General features: G+C 70.1%; 12 protein-coding genes and 1 pseudogene. 1 reads left to right on the top strand and 12 read right to left on the bottom strand.

What is annotated here, in order from left to right; all coding sequences use genetic code 11:
* Positions 1-16: 16 nt before the first annotated feature.
* From HNR57_RS12955 to HNR57_RS12935, 5 genes and pseudogenes are all read right to left on the bottom strand, one after another.
* Positions 17-532 (bottom strand): annotated as a pseudogene (locus HNR57_RS12955) (ATP-binding cassette domain-containing protein); the annotation flags it as partial.
* A gap of 143 nt (positions 533-675) precedes the next feature.
* Positions 676-3,222: a hypothetical protein gene (locus HNR57_RS12950; protein ID WP_184559920.1), complete on the bottom strand. Its 2,547-nt coding sequence runs from the start codon at positions 3,220-3,222 to the stop codon at positions 676-678.
* 156 nt (positions 3,223-3,378) lie between these two features.
* Positions 3,379-3,789 carry a DUF6113 family protein gene (locus HNR57_RS12945; RefSeq protein ID WP_184559919.1) on the bottom strand — a complete coding sequence of 137 codons (411 nt, stop codon included), beginning with the start codon at positions 3,787-3,789 and terminating at the stop codon, positions 3,379-3,381.
* On the bottom strand, positions 3,786-4,688 hold the full coding sequence (gene mshB, locus HNR57_RS12940) for an N-acetyl-1-D-myo-inositol-2-amino-2-deoxy-alpha-D-glucopyranoside deacetylase (protein WP_184559918.1): 903 nt from the start codon (positions 4,686-4,688) through the stop codon (positions 3,786-3,788). The genes HNR57_RS12945 and mshB overlap by 4 nt, the downstream gene beginning before the upstream one ends.
* A gap of 28 nt (positions 4,689-4,716) precedes the next feature.
* Positions 4,717-4,911: a hypothetical protein gene (locus HNR57_RS12935; protein WP_031103282.1), complete on the bottom strand. Its 195-nt coding sequence runs from the start codon at positions 4,909-4,911 to the stop codon at positions 4,717-4,719.
* 177 nt (positions 4,912-5,088) lie between these two features.
* Between HNR57_RS12935 and HNR57_RS12930 the strand changes: the two genes are divergently transcribed.
* The gene (locus HNR57_RS12930) at positions 5,089-7,215 is read left to right on the top strand and encodes a S9 family peptidase (RefSeq protein ID WP_184559917.1); all 2,127 of its coding nucleotides are present in this window, start codon (positions 5,089-5,091) and stop codon (positions 7,213-7,215) included.
* A 226-nt stretch (positions 7,216-7,441) separates the two neighbouring features.
* Here the strand turns inward: HNR57_RS12930 and HNR57_RS12925 are convergent, their stop codons facing one another.
* The 7 genes from HNR57_RS12925 to HNR57_RS12895 all read right to left on the bottom strand — a co-directional run bounded on the left by HNR57_RS12925 (position 7,442) and on the right by HNR57_RS12895 (position 16,565).
* Positions 7,442-8,590, bottom strand: coding sequence for an ABC transporter ATP-binding protein (locus HNR57_RS12925; protein ID WP_184559915.1), 1,149 nt, complete (start codon positions 8,588-8,590; stop codon positions 7,442-7,444).
* Positions 8,583-9,641, bottom strand: coding sequence for an ABC transporter ATP-binding protein (locus HNR57_RS12920; protein ID WP_107455615.1), 1,059 nt, complete (start codon positions 9,639-9,641; stop codon positions 8,583-8,585). The genes HNR57_RS12925 and HNR57_RS12920 overlap by 8 nt, the downstream gene beginning before the upstream one ends.
* A gap of 11 nt (positions 9,642-9,652) precedes the next feature.
* Positions 9,653-10,612, bottom strand: coding sequence for an ABC transporter permease (locus HNR57_RS12915; protein WP_184559913.1), 960 nt, complete (start codon positions 10,610-10,612; stop codon positions 9,653-9,655).
* Positions 10,605-11,534: an ABC transporter permease gene (locus HNR57_RS12910; RefSeq protein ID WP_184559912.1), complete on the bottom strand. Its 930-nt coding sequence runs from the start codon at positions 11,532-11,534 to the stop codon at positions 10,605-10,607. The genes HNR57_RS12915 and HNR57_RS12910 overlap by 8 nt, the downstream gene beginning before the upstream one ends.
* A 132-nt stretch (positions 11,535-11,666) precedes the next feature.
* Entirely contained in the window at positions 11,667-13,280 is a 1,614-nt protein-coding gene (locus HNR57_RS12905) for a peptide ABC transporter substrate-binding protein (protein ID WP_184559910.1), read from the bottom strand.
* Positions 13,281-13,890: 610 nt separating this feature from the next.
* Positions 13,891-15,798, bottom strand: a complete 1,908-nt coding sequence (gene typA / locus HNR57_RS12900; RefSeq protein ID WP_031103289.1) for a translational GTPase TypA — start codon at positions 15,796-15,798, stop codon at positions 13,891-13,893.
* Between the two features lie 143 nt (positions 15,799-15,941).
* Positions 15,942-16,565: a hypothetical protein gene (locus HNR57_RS12895; RefSeq protein WP_184559908.1), complete on the bottom strand. Its 624-nt coding sequence runs from the start codon at positions 16,563-16,565 to the stop codon at positions 15,942-15,944.
* Between the last annotated feature and the right edge of the window lie 88 nt (positions 16,566-16,653).

Raw genomic sequence — 16,653 nt, 5'->3', positions numbered from 1 at the left:
ACGGCGTCGGCCTCTTGGCCCAGAAGGCCTGGCGGGTGGTGGCGTCCATGCCGGTGGTGGGCTCGTCCAGGACGATGAGGTCGCTGTCGCCCGCGGTGGCCAGGGCGAAGCGGACACGCTGGGCCTGGCCGCCGGAGAGCTTGTCGACCTTGCGGACGGCGATCTGCGCGACGCCCGCGCGCGCCAGGACCTCGGAGGGCCGGTACGGCTTCGGGTGCAAATCGCAGGCGAGCCGTACGAGTTCGGCGACGGTGACCTCGTCCATGAGGCCGCTGCTCTGCAGCATGGCGCCCACGCGCCCGGCGACGATGGCGGCCCGGGGGCTGGTGCCGAAGAGACGGACCGTGCCGCTGTCGGGCCTCTTGTGGCCGAGCAGCAGATCGAGGGTGGTGGACTTGCCGGCACCGTTGGGGCCGAGCAGCGCCACGGTCCGGCCGGGGCTGAGACCGAGAGTCAGTCCGTCCACGGCCCGGACGGCGTCGTATGCCTTGCTCACCTGGTCGAACTCGACCACCGGGGCTGTCGTTGTCATCCGGCCATCGTGGCGCCGGGGGTGCGGACGGGGGCAGTGCCGGGCGTCCGGAGTGCCGCATGACAGGTGTCATGCGCCCGGGGTGACGACGAGAGCCCCCGCCCTCACGGGGCGGGGGCTCTCGTGCGGCGGATGGCCGGAGGTCAGTTCGGCTTGGTGTCGATGACTCCGACGCGCTCCGCGGGCGTCTTGCCGCGCAGGGCCTTGCGCAGCGCCGTGACGACGTCCTGCGGGAGGACGTCCCGCTTGCCGCTCGCGCCCTCGATCTGCACGCCCTCGAAGGTCGTGCCGTACGCCTCCTGGAGCGCCTTGAGGTTGTACGTGTCCACGAGCTTGCCGTCGACGGCCTTGAAGCTCAGGATCTTCGGCAGCGAGACCTTGCCGAAGTCGATGCTGTGGGCCGCGTCGGTGCGGATGGTGACGAGGTCGGACATCGCGGGCCGCGCGAACTCCTTCAGCATCCGGTCGACCTCGGCGTTCGAGACCGTCGGCTGCCGGGTGGTGGTCGGGAGGTTCACCGTGCCGCCCGAGCCGGTCTCCACCTGGGTGCGGTACGCCTCCTCCACCGTCGTCGTCGCCTTGGCGAGGTCGATGCCCTTGCCCACCTTGCCGTACACAGGGACGGCCTTGCCGCCCTTGAACTCGATCGTGCCGTCGGCCGACGCGCCGGAGCCGCCGGCGGCGTCCTCCAGGGAGGCGTGCAGCTTCTCTTCGTCGACGGGCATGACCGGCGTGACGACGCGGTGGCTGCCGAAGAGCGAGGCGATCACGGAGACCGGGTTGTAGTCGCTCTTGGCCGCCGCGTCGGCCGTGGCGTCCATGTCGAACTGCAGGCCCGCGTTGTCCGGGTCGAGGGCGACGGTCTTGCCGCCCACCGACAGCTTCAGCTCCTTGCCGACGCGGTCGTCGAAGGCCTCGTCGAGCTTCCTGACCGCGCCGTCGCGGGTGGTGCCGCCGATGTCGACGCCGAGCACGGTGGTGCCCTTGGGCACGTCGGTGCGGTTCATCAGCAGCCCGGCGCCGTAGACGCCACCGGCGGCCACGACCACGCCGACCGCGAGCAGTACGAGCTTGTTGCGGCCCTTCTTCTTCGGCGCCTTGGAGGAGCTCGCCGGGGGCGGGGAGACCGGCTCGGGCAGCTTCGGGGCCGTGTGGGGCGCCGGGCCGTCACCGGGTGCGCCCGGGCCGAACGGCGAGGCCGCGCCGGACGGCACGACGGGGATGCCGCTGGTGACCGTGTGCCCGGAGACGTTGTCGTGCCGGGGGCCGTAGCCCGGGCCGTCCGCGGGTTCGGGGGCCGGCTTCTGCGGGGTGAGGATGGCGGTGTCGTCGCTCATGCCCCCGCCGGGGCCGGGGCCCGCGGCGCCGGGAACGGGGGTGCCGCCCTGGGCGCCCGGCCCACCGGGGCCGCCAGGGGCGCCGGCTACGCCCGCACCGGCGGGACCTCCCGGGCCGCCGGGGCCGCCGCCTATGGCTCCCGGCCCGGCGGGCGCGCCGGGGCCTCCCGGGCGGCCGGGGTTGTTGAAAGCCTCGCGGGCGCCGGGCCGGCCCGGGTCACCGAAGCCGCCGGGGGCACCGGGGCCGCCAGGAGCGCCGGAGCGGCCGGGATCGTTGAAGGCCTCGGGGGCGCCGGGCCGGGCCGGGTCGCCGAAGCCGCCGGGCCCGCCGGGGGCACCAGGACCGCCGGGGGCGTCGAAGGCACCCGGGCCGGCCTGGCCGCCGGGGCCGCCCGGCTCGTTGCCGAAGCCGCCGGGGCCGCCCGGGCCGCCGGGTGCGTTGACGCCGGGGGACGCCATCGGGCCGTCGCCGGTGACCGGTCCGCCGGTCGGGCCGGCCGGGCCCTGCGCTCCGGGCGTGCCCGTCTCGCCGAAGCCGTTGGCAGCGCCCGGGCCGCCGTTCTGGCCGTCGTAACCGCCCTGACCGTTCTCGGAGAAGTACGGCAGGTCGTCGCGGCGCGGTTCGCCGCCGCCGGGGGCGGGACGCGAGCCGTTGCCCAGCGGGCCCGCCGCCAGGGCCTCGGTGACGTCGAAGGAGCCGGTGCCGCCGCCGTGCCCGGGCGCGACGGGGCCGCCGGTCGCGCCGCCCGGGAGCCCGGCACCGTTCGTGCCGCCGGAGCGGGAGCCGCCCGGCGCGCCCATGGACCCGACCACGCCTCCGGGCCGCCCGGCACCCGGCCGGGCACCACCGGACGCACCGGCGGCGGGACCGCCCGCGCCGGAGCCGCCCGCCGCGGGGCCCGAACCGCCCGGCAGCCCGGCCCCGTTGGTGGAGCCGCTGCCCGGACCGCCCTTGCCTCCGCCGGACTTGCGCGGCGCGAACCAGTCGCTGGCCGGCTTGTCGTCGCCCGGCTGCGCGGGATCGGCGGGAGACTCGACCGTGCCCGCGGACGGGGCGGCGCCCGGCGCCGTCGGCTCCTCACCGCGCGTGTCGGTGTCGGCCGGACTCTCCGCCTCGGCGACGGGCTTGCGCACCACCACGGGCGGAATCGGCCGCGACCCGGGGATGTTGATCCGGATCCGGGTCGTCAGCGTGGTCTCGGTCTTGCGTTCCTCCGGCCGCGTGGCGGAACGGCCAGCGTCCGTACCGGCGTCGGAGACCGTCGGGGTCCCGTACGGCGGCGTACCCGACGGGTAGGCGGCTCCGCCGCGCCCGTTGGGCCCGGAGGACGGAGTGTCAGTTTCACGACTCAAGGCAGGTTCTCCCGGTTGGCTCCGCCGCCCGACACGACCTCACGCGGGCAGCTCGGCGGCGCGCACCACCATACTGGCCACTTCTCGCCCGTATCCCGTGACCGCCTTGGAAACCCACACCGGACCCCCACGGCCACGTCCTGGCGAAGTGGTACGTCACTTGGCAAGTCGGACGGGATCGCCGTCCGGTTGCCGCCCCGGGGCGAGGGTGGCGCAGATCACAGCCACGGCGATGCCCCCGAGCAGGAAGAGATAGGAGCCGCTCCCGGCGGCGAAGAGGAAGTCGCCCTCGGTGCGGCTGGCGGTGAGCAGGACGACGGCGAGCATCCAGCCCGCGGCTACCGCGACGCCCCCGGCCCGGCCGCCGAGGACGCGGGTGGCGCCCAGGACGGCTCCGGCCTCACCGGCCAGGGCGAGCAGCAGCCCGCCCGGGAACCACCCGGGCTGCACCAGCGCCCCGGCCACGCCGACCACGGCGCCGAGCACGAAGAACCCGAGGCAGGCGGCGGCGCGTCCGGCGGTGGGCGGCCGCATCGGCTGGGCGAGCATCGGCGTGCGGTCGCTCATGAGGCCTCCCCGACACCGGCGAACAGGTCCGTCTCCCGCTCGCCCGGGCCCCGCTCGCCTCGCACCAGCTCGTAGTACTCGGTGGTGAGGATCGGCTGGGCGAGTTCGTTGGAGAGCACGAAGTACGGTCCGGACACGGTGATCTGGGTGGCGTGGGCACGCATGGCGGCGGCCTTGGCTCCGGCGTGGGCGGTGCCGTCGATCACGGTGGTGATCCGCTCCCCCGGCACGACGCCCGGGACGTCGTCGACGTCGGCGGCCTTGGTGAAGGGCGTGCCGGGCAGGTCCTTGCGGAGCCGCGCGAAGGCCTCCTCCACAACCGGCCGGGGGACCCGGTTCCAGTAGACCTTGGGGACCGGCAGGCCGGCATCGGCGCACAGGTCCACGGCGCGCATCGCGACGCGGTGGGCCTGGATGTGGTCGGGGTGGCCGTAGCCGCCGTTGTCGTCGTAGGTCACGAGGACCTGGGGGCGTACCTCGCGGATCACCTCGACGAGGTGCGCGGCGGCCTCGTCGACGTCGGCCTGCCAGAAACAGGCGGGGTCCTCGTTGTCGGGCAGGCCCATCATCCCGGAGTCGCTGTAGCGGCCGGCGCCGCCGAGCAGGCGGACGTCCCGGACGCCGAGCTCGGCCATGGCGGCGGTGAGCTCACTGCGGCGGTGCTGGCCCAGGGCGGCGCCCGTCAGGTGCGCGAGCCCGGGCGGGATGACCTCGCCGCGTTCGCCGAGGGTGCACGTGACCAGGGTGACGTGGGCACCCTCGGCCGCGTACCTGGCCATGGTCGCCCCGTTGTTGATCGACTCGTCGTCCGGGTGCGCGTGCACCAGCAGCAGACGCCTCGCGGAGCGAGGTGGGGGTCCCCCCTGCTCGGAGAGCTTGGGGGAGGGCAGTTCCGTCATGGGGCCAGCCTACGAGGTCCCCGGACGGTCAGAACTTGATGCTGCCGATCATGCCCGCGATGTTCGTCGTCAGCTCGTTGATCGTGGGAGCGACGGTCGAGGAGGCGAGGTAGAAGCCGAGCAGCATGCAGACGATCGCATGCCCCGCCTTCAGCCCCGACTTCTTGACGAGCAGGAAGACGATGATCGCCAGCAGCACCACCGCCGAAATCGAGAGTGCCACGGCGGCTCACCTCCAAAGATCCACGAGGACGCGGGGGGTCGGACTATGGGGGCATCAAATCCGTACAGCAGCCAGCAGGTTCATACCCACTATGCGACATTGATCATAACTATCCGTCTGCGCGCATCGATCGGCGCACGGCCGCACAAGGGGGCGCATGGCCAATATGGTCAGGGCATGACGACCGAGCCTCACTCCTTCCCCCGACGGCACGCCCGTACCCAGCGCTTCACGCTCGGCGCGCCGCGTTCGTTCACCGTGGCGCCCGACGGTTCGCGTGTCGTGTTCCTGCGCTCCGGTTCCGGTACGGACCGGGCGAATTCGCTCTGGGTCCTCGACGTCGAGGAGGGCGGGGAGCGCGTGGCCGCCGACCCGCGCGCCCTGCTGGGCGGTGCTTCGGAGAACCTCTCGCCGGAGGAGCGGGCCCGGCGCGAACGCAGCCGCGAGGGCGGTGCCGGCATCGTCGGGTACGCCACCGACTCGGCCGTCGAGTTGGCCTCTTTCGCCTTGTCAGGGCGGCTTTTCGCGGCCGAGCTGCGGGCCGGGACGGCACGTGAGCTGCCCGCGCCGGGGCCCGTGATCGACCCGCGTCCGTCGCCCGACGGGCGGCATGTCGCCTATGTCGCGCAAGGCGCCCTGCGGGTGGTGGGCGCCGAGGGGGAGGGCGACCGGGCGCTCGCCGAGCCGGAGGCGGAGAACGTCTCGTACGGGCTGGCCGAGTTCATCGCGGCCGAGGAGATGGGGCGTTCGCGGGGCTACTGGTGGGCTCCGGAGTCGGACCGGCTGCTCATGGCGCGGGTGGACGACACGCCGGTGGAGCGGTGGTGGATCGCCGACCCGGCGCATCCGGAGCGGGAGCCGCAGCGGGTGCCGTACCCGGCGGCGGGCACCGGCAACGCGGAGGTGCGGCTGTTCGTGATCGGCCTGGACGGGCTGCGCACGGAGGTCGCCTGGGACCGGGCGCGCTATCCGTACCTGGCACATGTCCACTGGTCAGCGGCGGGCGCGCCCCTGCTGCTCGTACAGGCGCGCGACCAGCGCAGTCAGCTGATCCTGGCCGTGGATCCGGATTCCGGCGCGACGCGGATGGTGCACGCCGACGAAGATCGAACATGGCTTGATCTTTTCCCCGGGGTGCCCTGCTGGAGCCCGTCCGGGCAGCTGGTGCGGATCGCCGACGAGGGCGGTGCGCGGGTGCTGGCGGTCGGGGACCGGCCGCTCACGGGCGCGCAGCTGCACGTCCGGGCCGTGCTGGACGTCTCCGAACACGACGTGCTGATCTCGGCGTCGGCGGGTGCGGAGGCCGCCGGTGAGCCGGAGACGGGCCAGGTGCACGTGTACCGGGTGAACGAGCTGGGCGTGGAGCGGGTGTCGCAGGAGCCGGGCGTGCACGCGGCGGTGCGGGCCGGGGAGGTGACGGTTCTGGTCTCGGCGACACTGAACCGGCCAGGTTCACTCGCACAGGTCCTGCGCGACGGAAAACCGACCAGGACTGTCCCTTCATACGCGGAAGATCCTGGTATGTCCCCCCGCGTGACACTCACCGAGGGGGGCGCACGCCGCGTCCCGTGCGCCGTACTTATGCCTCGGGACTACGACGGTGACACCCCCCTGCCGGTGCTCATGGACCCGTACGGAGGGCCGCACGGGCAGCGGGTGGTCGCCGCCCACAACGCCCACCTCACGTCGCAGTGGTTCGCGGACCAGGGCTTCGCGGTGGTGGTCGCGGACGGCCGCGGCACGCCGGGCCGCTCCCCCGCCTGGGAGAAGGCGGTCCACCACGACTTCACGCTGTCCCTGGACGACCAGGTGGAGGCGCTGGAGGACCTCGCGAAGCGGCACCCCCTGGACCTGTCCCGGGTGGCGATCCGCGGCTGGTCGTACGGCGGCTGGCTGGCGGGTCTGGCGGTGCTGCGCCGCCCGGACGTCTTCCACGCGGGCATCGCGGGTGCGCCGGTGACGGACTGGGCCCTGTACGACACCCACTACACGGAGCGCTACCTGGGCATGCCGGCGGAGCACCCGGAGTCGTACGCGAAGAGCTCCCTGGTCACCGCCGACGGGCTGTCCTCCCCCGCCGGGCCGCACCGCCCGCTGATGATCGTGCACGGTCTCGCCGACGACAACGTGGTGGTCGCCCACGCCCTGCGCCTGTCCTCGGCGCTGCTGGCCGCCGGCCGCCCCCACGAGGTGCTGCCGCTGTCCGGCGTCACCCACATCACCCCCCAGGAACAGGTCGCCGAGAACCTGCTGCTCCTCCAGGTCGACTTCCTGAAGCGCTCCCTGGGCATGACGACCGCCTGAACACGGCAACGGGCCGGGACGCCTGCCGGCGCCCGGCCCGTCTACGGCACCCGCACGGCCGTACGCTGACCAGCCTGACGTGTCCGTATATCGGAACCGGGTCAGCGAAGTTGCCTGTGTGTTAACGCAGTTGGCGGGGGTTCCGGGGCCGCCCCAATGGACCGGAGACACCGATTCCCGGCGCCTCTGTGAGATGCCGGGAAACGGTGGGGCGCCCTGCGGCCGGTCAGGCCGCGTGGACCACGTCCTTCTCCTCCGCGAAGTGGCAGGCGGACTCGTGCGCCGCCGGGGTGTCCACGCCCTTGAAGCGCTCGGGGACCGCCAGGAGCGGGACCTCCTGGGCGCACTTGTCCTCGGCCTTCCAGCAGCGGGTGCGGAAGCGGCAGCCCGAAGGCGGGTTGGCCGGGGACGGGACGTCGCCGGTGAGGATGATCCGCTCGCGGCCCTCACGGGACTCCGGGTCGGGGACCGGGACGGCCGACAGCAGCGCCTGGGTGTAGGGGTGCGTCGGGTGGTCGTAGATCTCCGTGTCCGTGCCGATCTCGGCCATCTTGCCGAGGTACATCACACCCACGCGGTCCGAGATGTGCCGGACGATCGACAGGTCGTGCGCGATGAAGAGGTACGAGAGGTTGAACTCGTTCTGCAGCTTCTCCATCAGGTTGATGACCTGCGCCTGGACGGACACGTCCAGCGCGGAGACCGGCTCGTCGCAGACGATGATCTCGGGGTTCAGGGCCAGGCCGCGGGCGATGCCGATGCGCTGGCGCTGACCGCCCGAGAACTGGTGCGGGTAGCGGTTGATGTACTCGGGATTGAGGCCGACGACGTCCAGGAGGTCCTGGACCTTGCGGCGGCGGTCGCCCTTCGGCGCCACCTCGGGGTGGATCTCGAAGGTCTCCCCGATGATGTCGCCCACCGTCATACGGGGGTTGAGCGAGGTGTACGGGTCCTGGAACACCATCTGGATGTTCCGGCGGACCGCCTTCAGCGCACGCCCGGACAGCTTGGTGATGTCCTGGCCCTTGTAGAAGATCTCGCCCGCGGTCGCCTTCTCCAGCATCATCAGCAGCTTGGCGACCGTGGACTTGCCACAGCCGGACTCGCCCACGATGCCGAGCGTCTCACCCTGGTAGAGGTCGAAGGAGATCCCGTCCACGGCCTTGACCGCGCCGACCTGACGCTTGAACAGGATGCCCTGGGTCAGCGGGAAGTGCTTGACCAGGTTGCGCACCTGGAGGATCGGCTCTCCGCGCTCCACCGGCGCGTCGAGCGCGGCCACCGCCGCCTCCTCGGTCGCGGCGTCGACCGTCTCGACCTCGGTGACGTTGGGGGTGGCGTCCATGGACTCGTCCTTCTTGCCCAGCTCAGCCATGGATCGTCTCCTTCCAGAAGTGGCACGCGCTGCCGCGGCCGGTCAGCTCGCCGCCGTCCCGCTCGGTGACGGGATGCAGCGGCGGGATGTCCGTACGGCAGATGTCCTGCGCCTGCGGACACCGCGGGTTGAAGGCGCAGCCGGACGGAATACGCGTCAGGTTGGGCGGCAGGCCCTTGATCGCGTACAGGTCCTGGCCCTTCTGGTCCAGGCGCGGGATCGACTCCAGCAGACCCTTGGTGTAGGGGTGCGCGGGCCGCTTGTACAGCTCGTGCACCGGGGCGGTCTCCACGATCCGGCCGGCGTACATCACCGCGATCTTGTCCGCGACGTCGGCGACCACGCCGAGGTCGTGGGTGATCAGGATCAGGCCCATGTTGTACTCGCGCTGCAGCTCCGCGAGCAGGTCCATCACCTGGGCCTGGACCGTCACGTCGAGGGCCGTGGTCGGCTCGTCGGCGATGATCAGGTCCGGCTCCAGCGCGAGCGCCATGGCGATCATGATGCGCTGGCGCATACCGCCGGAGAACTGGTGCGGGTAGTCCCCGACGCGCTCCTTGGCGGCCGGGATCTTCACCCGGTCCATCAGCTCGATCGCCTTGGCCTTGGCGTCCTTCTTGGACATGCCCTGGTGCACGCGGAACATCTCGCCGAGCTGGTAGCCCACCGAGAGCACCGGGTTCAGCGAGGAGAGCGCGTCCTGGAAGATCATCGCGATCTTGTTGCCGCGGATCTTCCGGCGCTCTTCGGCGGACATCGTCAGCATGTCCTGGCCGCGGAAGAGGATCTCTCCCTTGGGGATGCGGCCGGGCGGCATGTCGAGGATGCCCATGATGGCCTGGGCGGTGACGGACTTGCCGGAGCCGGACTCGCCGAGCACGGCGAGCGTCTCGCCCGCGGCGACGGAGTAGTTGACGCCGTTGACGGCCTTGGCGACACCGTCGCGGGTGCGGAACTCCACGTGCAGGTCGCGGACTTCGAGCAGCGGGCGGCCCGCGCCCTGTGAGCCGTCGGCCGAGGGGCTCTCGGCCGTTTCATCGATGATGGTCACGTACGCCTCCCTCAGCGCAGCTTGGGGTCGAGGGCGTTGCGTACCGCATCGCCGAACATCAGGAACGAGAGCACCGTGATCGAGACCATCACCGAGGGGATGATCAGGGTGTGGGGGGCGATACGGAGCTGCTCACGTCCTCGTGCCACGTCGCCGCCCCAGGACACGGCCGTGTCACCGAGACCCACGCCCAGGAAGGACAGGGTGGCTTCGGCCGCGATGTAACCGCCGAGTGCGATGGTCGCCACGACGATGATCGGCGCGAGAGCGTTGGGCAGGATGTGCCGGAACAGGATCCGGGACGTCGAGGCGCCGAGCGCCTTGGCGGCCACCACGTAGTCCGCCTGCTTGATGGTGATCACGGCACCGCGGGCGACTCGGGCGATCTGGGTCCAGCCGAGGAACGCGAGGGCCATGATGACGACCCAGACGGTGCGGTCGTCGAAGGAGTTGAGGACCACCAGGGCGCCGAGCAGGAACGGGATGCCGAGGAAGATGTCGGTCAGCCGCGAGAGCAGGGTGTCGGTCCAGCCGCCGAAGTAGCCGGCGATCATGCCGATGACCGTGCCGAGCACGGTGACGGCGACGGTGACACCCACACCGACGGTGATCGAGGCGCGGGCGCCGTAGACGACACGGGCGTAGATCGAGCGGCCCTGGACGTCGTAGCCGAGCCAGTCCGGGGCGAAGAAGTGGCTCCAGTTCGGCTTGCCCAGGTAGTGCTTGGCCAGGTCGGCGTCGCGCGGCGAGGCGCTGGTGAACAGGCCCGGCCAGAGCGACATCACGAGCAGGAACACGATCAGCACGGCCGATATCAGGAACAGCGGGTTGCGCCGCAGGTCGTGCCACGCGTCGGACCACAGGCTGCGGGCCTTCTCGGGAGCCGGGCCGGCGTCGGTCACGATGACGCCCGCGGTGCTCGCGGTGTCACCGGGAAGGGCTTCGACCTTCTCGACGGTCTTGTCAGGCATACCGGATCCTCGGGTCCAGGACCGCGTAAAGCAGGTCGACGATCAGGCTGGCGGCGAGGTAGATGAGCACCATCAGCGAGGCGATTCCCACGACCGTGGCGCCTTCGCGGCGGCTGAGCGCATCGTAGATCTCGATGCCAATGCCCCGTACGTTGAAGATGCCCTCGGTCACGATGGCGCCGGTCATCAGGTTGCCGAGCTCGATACCGAGGAAGGTGACCACGGGGATCAGCGAGTTGCGCATCAGGTGGACACCGATGACACGGCGGCGCGGCAGCCCCTTGGCCACGGCGGTGCGCATGTAGTCGGACCGCAGGTTCTCCGCGATCGACGTGCGGGTCAGCCGGGCGACGTAGGCGAGTGAGAGGGACGCCAGCACGATGGCGGGAAGCATGAGCTGGGAGAAGTCGGTCGAGTCCGTCACGGTGGGCGTGGTGACCGACCACTGGAAGGCGAGCAGGTACTGCAGCAGGAAGCCCAGCACGAAGGACGGCATCGAGACGAGGATCAGCGTCAGCGTCAGCAGGCCGCGGTCCCGCAGCGTGTCGGGGCGCAGACCGGCGACCACACCGAGGCCGATACCCACGAGCGTGACGAAGGTGAAGGCGAAGAGCGTCAGTCTGATCGTCACCGGGAACGCGTCGGCGATGACGTCCGCGATGGGCCGCTGGCTGGCGATCTGGGTACCGAAGTCGCCCTGGAACAGCCCGGCCATGTAGTTCACGTACTGCTGAAGGAGCGGCTGGTCGAGGCCGAGCTCCTTCTTGATGCTCGCGACCACCGTCGGGTCGTACGCCTGATCCCCCATCATCGCCCGGACGGGGTCGCCGGGCAGGGCGTACATCATGCAGAAGATGAGCAGGGTTGACCCGATGAACACCGGGATCATCTGGAGCAGTCGTCGTGCGACATAGCGCCCCATAGGTGCCTCCGTGAGGGGTTAACGCAGGTGCGGGGGCCGTCTCCTGTGACGAGACGGCCCCACGCACCTCCCACCGCCGCCTGAATCGGCGGTGGGCTTACGGCCGAGTGGGAAAAGCCCGGAGGGCTCCTCTTACTTGGTGGTGACGGCCCACACTTCGAGGTCACCGTGGAAGTCGACGTTGACGTTGTCGACGTTCTTACCGTGGCCGCCGTTGATGCGGTAGTACCAGAGCGGGATGGCCGGCATGTGGTCGACCAGCTTCTTCTCGACCTCCTGGAAGGCCTTCACCGACTCGTCGAGCGACTTGGCCTTGTCGGCCTTGTTCATCAGCCCGTCGATCTCCTTGTTGGAGAAGCGACCGTTGTTGGCCTCGGCGGTGGTGTGGTACAGCTCCTTCATGAAGTTGGCGTTGACCGGGTAGTCGGCGACCCAGCCACCGCGGTACATGCCCTTCACCTGGTCGTTGTCACGGGCCTCGAGGTCCGTGGCGAAGTCCGGCTTGGGGTCGCCGACGCAGTCGACACCGGTGGCCTTGCGGATGGACTCGCAGACCGCGGTCACCCACTCCTTGTGCCCACCGTCGGTGTTGTACTGAACGGTGAACTTGTTGCCCGGGACGCCGCCGCCCTCCTGGACGAGCTTCTTGGCCTTCTCCGGGTTGTACGTGAACACGTCGGTGTCCAGGTTCTGGTTGCCCTTGACACCGGGCGGCGTGAAGGACTTCGCCGGCGTACGGGTGTTGTTCAGAACCGTCTTGGTGATCGTGTCACGGTCGATCGCCATCGACAGACCCTGCAGGACCTTCGGGTCGATGTCCTTGAAGGTCTTGGAGTAGAACGCCGGGGTCAGCGTCTGGATGGCCGCGTACGGCTGCTCGATGGCGCCGTCGCCGAGGTCCTGCTTGTACTTCGGCAGGTCCGTCGGGCCGACCTGGCGGATCATGTCCAGGTTGCCGGAGACGACGTCCTTGTAGGCGGCCTCGAGCGTCGTGTAGGCCTTGAACTGGACGCCCTTGTTCTTCGCCTTGTTCGGGCCCTGGTAGTCATCCCAGGCCTTGACCTGGATGAGCTTCTTGTGGTCCCACTTCTCGAAGGTGTAGGGACCGTTGCCGACCGGCTTCTGGCCGAAGGCCTTCGGGTCGTCGTAGAAGACCTTGGGCAGCGGGGCCCACGTGGTGTAGCCGAGCTTGTAGTTGAAGTACGGCATCGTGTACTTCAGCTCGATGGTGAAGGTGTGGTCGTCCACGGCCTTCAGACCGGACATGGTCTCGGCCTTCGGGTCACCCTTCTCCGGGTGGACATCGTCGTAGCCCTTGATGTCCTGGAACCAGAAGGAGTTCTGCTGGTTGTTCTTGATGTTGGCGTACCAGTTCCAAGCGTCGATGTACGACTTGGAGGTGACTTCTTCGCCGTTGTGGAACTTCCAGCCCTTCTTGAGCTTGACCGTCCACGTCTTGGAGTCGTCGGTGGTGACCGACTCCGCGTTCGTGTAGACGATGTCGCCCTTGGAGTCGAAGTCCAGCAGCTGGGTGAAGATGGACTGGATGACGTACGAGCCGTTGGACTCGTTGGTGTCAGCCGGGATCAGGGGCTTCTGGGGCTCGCCGACGTCGATCGAGACGTAGCCGGCAGGTCCGGAACCCTTGCTCTTACCCTCACCATCACCGTTGCCGCCGCAGGCGGTGGCGGCCAGGGCGACGACTATCGCCCCCGCGACCCACTTGGCGCTCTTGGCACCGCGCATGGGTTCCTCCTAAAGAAGTCATTGGTTCACCGCGAAGGGAGCACAGACAGACCACCGCCACCGCCCGTCGCCGGTGCCGGAAATCGTCAGGTGCCCCCGCGCTCGTGAGTCGGCGCCGCTGCCAGCGGGTGACCCTTCATCCGAGCTCTACGCGCCTAACTATCTGCCAAACGCCAGGGCCGAACCACACCCACGAGGTCTCGGTTCGATCACAGCTCGCGTATACATCTTCCAAAATCCGGACAAAGGGTTTGGTGAGAGATCCCTGCGAAACGGACTTGTTACACATCTATCGGTAAAGACTGTCCGCATTCCGGACGCGAGAGTGAAAAAAACCGCTTGCGACATACCGTGGGTCCCGTGCAGGGTGCCGCGGGAGTCTGTCGCGCGCTCAAGAGGCTTGTGCGGCAAGGCCGTTGTGCGTTCCCCGAGGCCGGGGAGGCAGGGCACTTCCGCAGCAGGGTAGTGGGAGAAAACCGCCCCTGACGGCTGTCACCGGCAAGTCGAGGGTTTTCCCTACCCCTTGCTTTCGCGTTACCTCCCCTTCAGACAACGGCACCGGGCACCCCGCTCACGCGGAGTGCCCGGTGCTGTCGTACTGCGGCAGGCGTCAGCCGTGCTTGGCGCGGCTCGCGGCGCGGGCGCGCTCGCGGGCGTCCAGGTTCACCTTGCGGATGCGCACGGCCTCCGGGGTGACCTCGACGCACTCGTCGTCCCGGCAGAACTCCAGGGACTGCTCCAGCGACAGCTTGCGCGGCGGGACGATCGCCTCGAACGAGTCGGCCGAGGACGACCGCATGTTCGTGAGCTTCTTCTCCTTGGTGATGTTCACGTCCATGTCGTCGGAGCGCGAGTTCTCGCCGACGATCATGCCCTCGTACACCTCGGTGCCCGGGTCCACGAACAGCACACCGCGCTCCTGGAGGTTCGTCATCGCGAAGGCGGTGACGGCACCGGAGCGGTCGGCGACCAGCGAACCGTTGTTACGGGTCTGCAGGGTGCCGAACCAGGGCTCGAAGCCCTCGTGGATGGAGTGGCCGATGCCGGTGCCGCGGGTCTGGGTCAGGAACTCGGTCCGGAACCCGATGAGACCGCGGGACGGCACCACGAACTCCATGCGGACCCAGCCGGAACCGTGGTTCGACATGTTGTCCATACGGCCCTTGCGGACGCCCATGAGCTGCGTGACCGCGCCCATGTGCTCCTCGGGCACGTCGATCGTCATGCGCTCGACCGGCTCGTACGTCTTGCCGTCGACCTCCTTGGTGACGACCTGCGGCTTGCCGATGGTCAGCTCGAAGCCCTCGCGGCGCATCTGCTCGACCAGGATGGCCAGCGCCAGCTCACCACGGCCCTGCACCTCCCAGGCGTCGGGGCGCTCGGTGTCGAGCACGCGGAGGCTGACGTTACCGATCAGCTCGCGGTCGAGGCGGTCCTTGACCTGGCGGGCGGTGACCTTGCGGTCCTTGACGGCCGCCTTGTTGTCGGCGCCCTTGCCGGTGGCGCCTCGGCCGACCAGCGGGGAGGTGTTGGTACCGATGACCATGGAGATCGCGGGCTCGTCGACCGTGATCAGCGGCAGCGCGACCGGGTTCTCCGGGTCGGCCAGCGTCTCGCCGATCATGATGTCCGGGATACCGGCGACCGCGCAGATGTCACCGGGGCCGGCCATCTCCGCAGGCTTGCGGGTGAGCGCCTCGGTCATCATCAGCTCGGAGATGCGGACGTTGCTGACGGACCCGTCGCGCTTCATCCACGCGACCGTCTGGCCCTTGCGGAGCTCGCCCTGCTCGACACGGAGCAGCGCGATACGGCCGAGGAAGTTGTCGGCGTCCAGGTTGGTGACGTGGGCCTGGAGCGGGGCGGCCTCGTCGTAGGTCGGGGCCGGGATGTGCTCCAGGATCGTGGAGAAGAACGGCTCCAGGCTGGTGGAGTCGGCGGGGACCGTGCCGTTGTCCGGCTTGGTCAGCGAGGCGATGCCGTCGCGGCCGCAGGCGTAGACGATCGGGAACTCGATCTGCTCCTCGTCGGCGTCCAGGTCGAGGAAGAGGTCGTACGTCTCGTTGACAACCTCGTCGATCCGGGAGTCCGGGCGGTCCGTCTTGTTGATGCAGAGGATGACGGGCAGCCGCTGCTGGAGCGCCTTGCGCAGCACGAAGCGGGTCTGCGGGAGGGGGCCCTCGGAGGCGTCCACGAGCAGGACGACACCGTCGACCATCGACAGACCGCGCTCGACCTCGCCGCCGAAGTCGGCGTGACCGGGGGTGTCGATGATGTTGATGGTGATGACGTCCCCCCCGTCCTTCGGGTGGTACTTCACCGCCGTGTTCTTGGCCAGGATCGTGATGCCCTTCTCACGCTCCAGGTCGTTCGAGTCCATCATGCGGTCGTCGACGCCTTCGAGCTGGTGCGCGGCGAAGGCGCCGGCCTGCTTCAGCATGCCGTCGACGATGGTGGTCTTGCCGTGGTCGACGTGGGCGACGATAGCGACGTTGCGGATGTCGTGGCGCGTGGCCATATTGCGGCGTTCTCCCGGAGTGTGAGGAATGCCCTGCGCGGACGTCTGCGGTGCGCGGGCCCTGCCGGGCTCAACATGCCACGGCCACACCCCATGGTACGGGGCTGCGGCCGCAGGGGTTAGCCGGGCTACGTCGGTGCAGGTCAGGAGCCCTTCGCGGCCTCGGATCCGGCGGGGCAGGTCCGTTGGGCGGCGAGACGGCCGGCCGTCTCGCCCGAGGGCACGGAACACGGCAGGAAGCCGGCGCCGGCGCCTTCCCAGGTACGCACATGTCCCTTGACGGGCTTCCCGTCACCGCAGGTGTGGGTGAAGTCGGCGTCGACCAGGTCGATCGCCGCCCACGCGTAGTACGCGCCCTCATGGGCGCCGGTCGCCGACTCGAAGAAGTGGTCGTCCTCCGGCCTCTCCGTCTCGGACGGGCCCGCCAGCGGTTCCTCGACCTTCAGGTGCCTGCCCAGGGCCTTGATCACGCCGGTCGCGCCGACGCCCTCGGGCGCACCGGTCACCGAGGGCCGGTACACCGTGTCGCCGAGGGGCTTGAGACGGGAGGTGTAGGCGCCGGTCTTCTTCTTGAACCTGATCGGGTCGGACAGCGCGGTCAGCCGCTGCTCCCGCCGGACATCCGACCAGGTGTACGTCCCGTCCGCGCAGGCCCCGGCCTTGCCGTCCCCGTCGTCACCCGCGTCCCCCGTGCAGCCCGTCAGCCCCGTCACCAGCACCCCGATGACCAGCCCGGCCGTGCAGGCCCGTCCCACCCTGCCGCGCATCCGCCGGCTCCCGTCCCCCCGAGTACGGACGCCCGGCGTCCGCACCATGATCACTGCTCCTCATGGTGCGGACGCCGGGCGGGGACGG

Origin of the sequence: Streptomyces paradoxus, assembly GCF_014202475.1 — a bacterium.
Lineage (GTDB): Bacteria > Actinomycetota > Actinomycetes > Streptomycetales > Streptomycetaceae > Streptomyces > Streptomyces paradoxus.
This window is presented reverse-complemented; position numbering and strand designations above follow the sequence as displayed.

Bases quoted from the DNA above. Each gene is read 5' to 3' on its own strand.
- HNR57_RS12945 (WP_184559919.1), bottom strand. From the start codon at position 3,789: ATGAGCGACCGCACGCCGATGCTCGCCCAGCCGATGCGGCCGCCCACC.
- mshB (WP_184559918.1), bottom strand. From the start codon at position 4,688: ATGACGGAACTGCCCTCCCCCAAGCTCTCCGAGCAGGGGGGACCCCCA.
- HNR57_RS12930 (WP_184559917.1), top strand. From the start codon at position 5,089: ATGACGACCGAGCCTCACTCCTTCCCCCGACGGCACGCCCGTACCCAG.
- HNR57_RS12925 (WP_184559915.1), bottom strand. From the start codon at position 8,590: ATGGCTGAGCTGGGCAAGAAGGACGAGTCCATGGACGCCACCCCCAAC.
- HNR57_RS12915 (WP_184559913.1), bottom strand. From the start codon at position 10,612: ATGCCTGACAAGACCGTCGAGAAGGTCGAAGCCCTTCCCGGTGACACC.
- HNR57_RS12910 (WP_184559912.1), bottom strand. From the start codon at position 11,534: ATGGGGCGCTATGTCGCACGACGACTGCTCCAGATGATCCCGGTGTTC.
- HNR57_RS12905 (WP_184559910.1), bottom strand. From the start codon at position 13,280: ATGCGCGGTGCCAAGAGCGCCAAGTGGGTCGCGGGGGCGATAGTCGTC.
- typA (WP_031103289.1), bottom strand. From the start codon at position 15,798: ATGGCCACGCGCCACGACATCCGCAACGTCGCTATCGTCGCCCACGTC.
- HNR57_RS12895 (WP_184559908.1), bottom strand. From the start codon at position 16,565: ATGCGCGGCAGGGTGGGACGGGCCTGCACGGCCGGGCTGGTCATCGGG.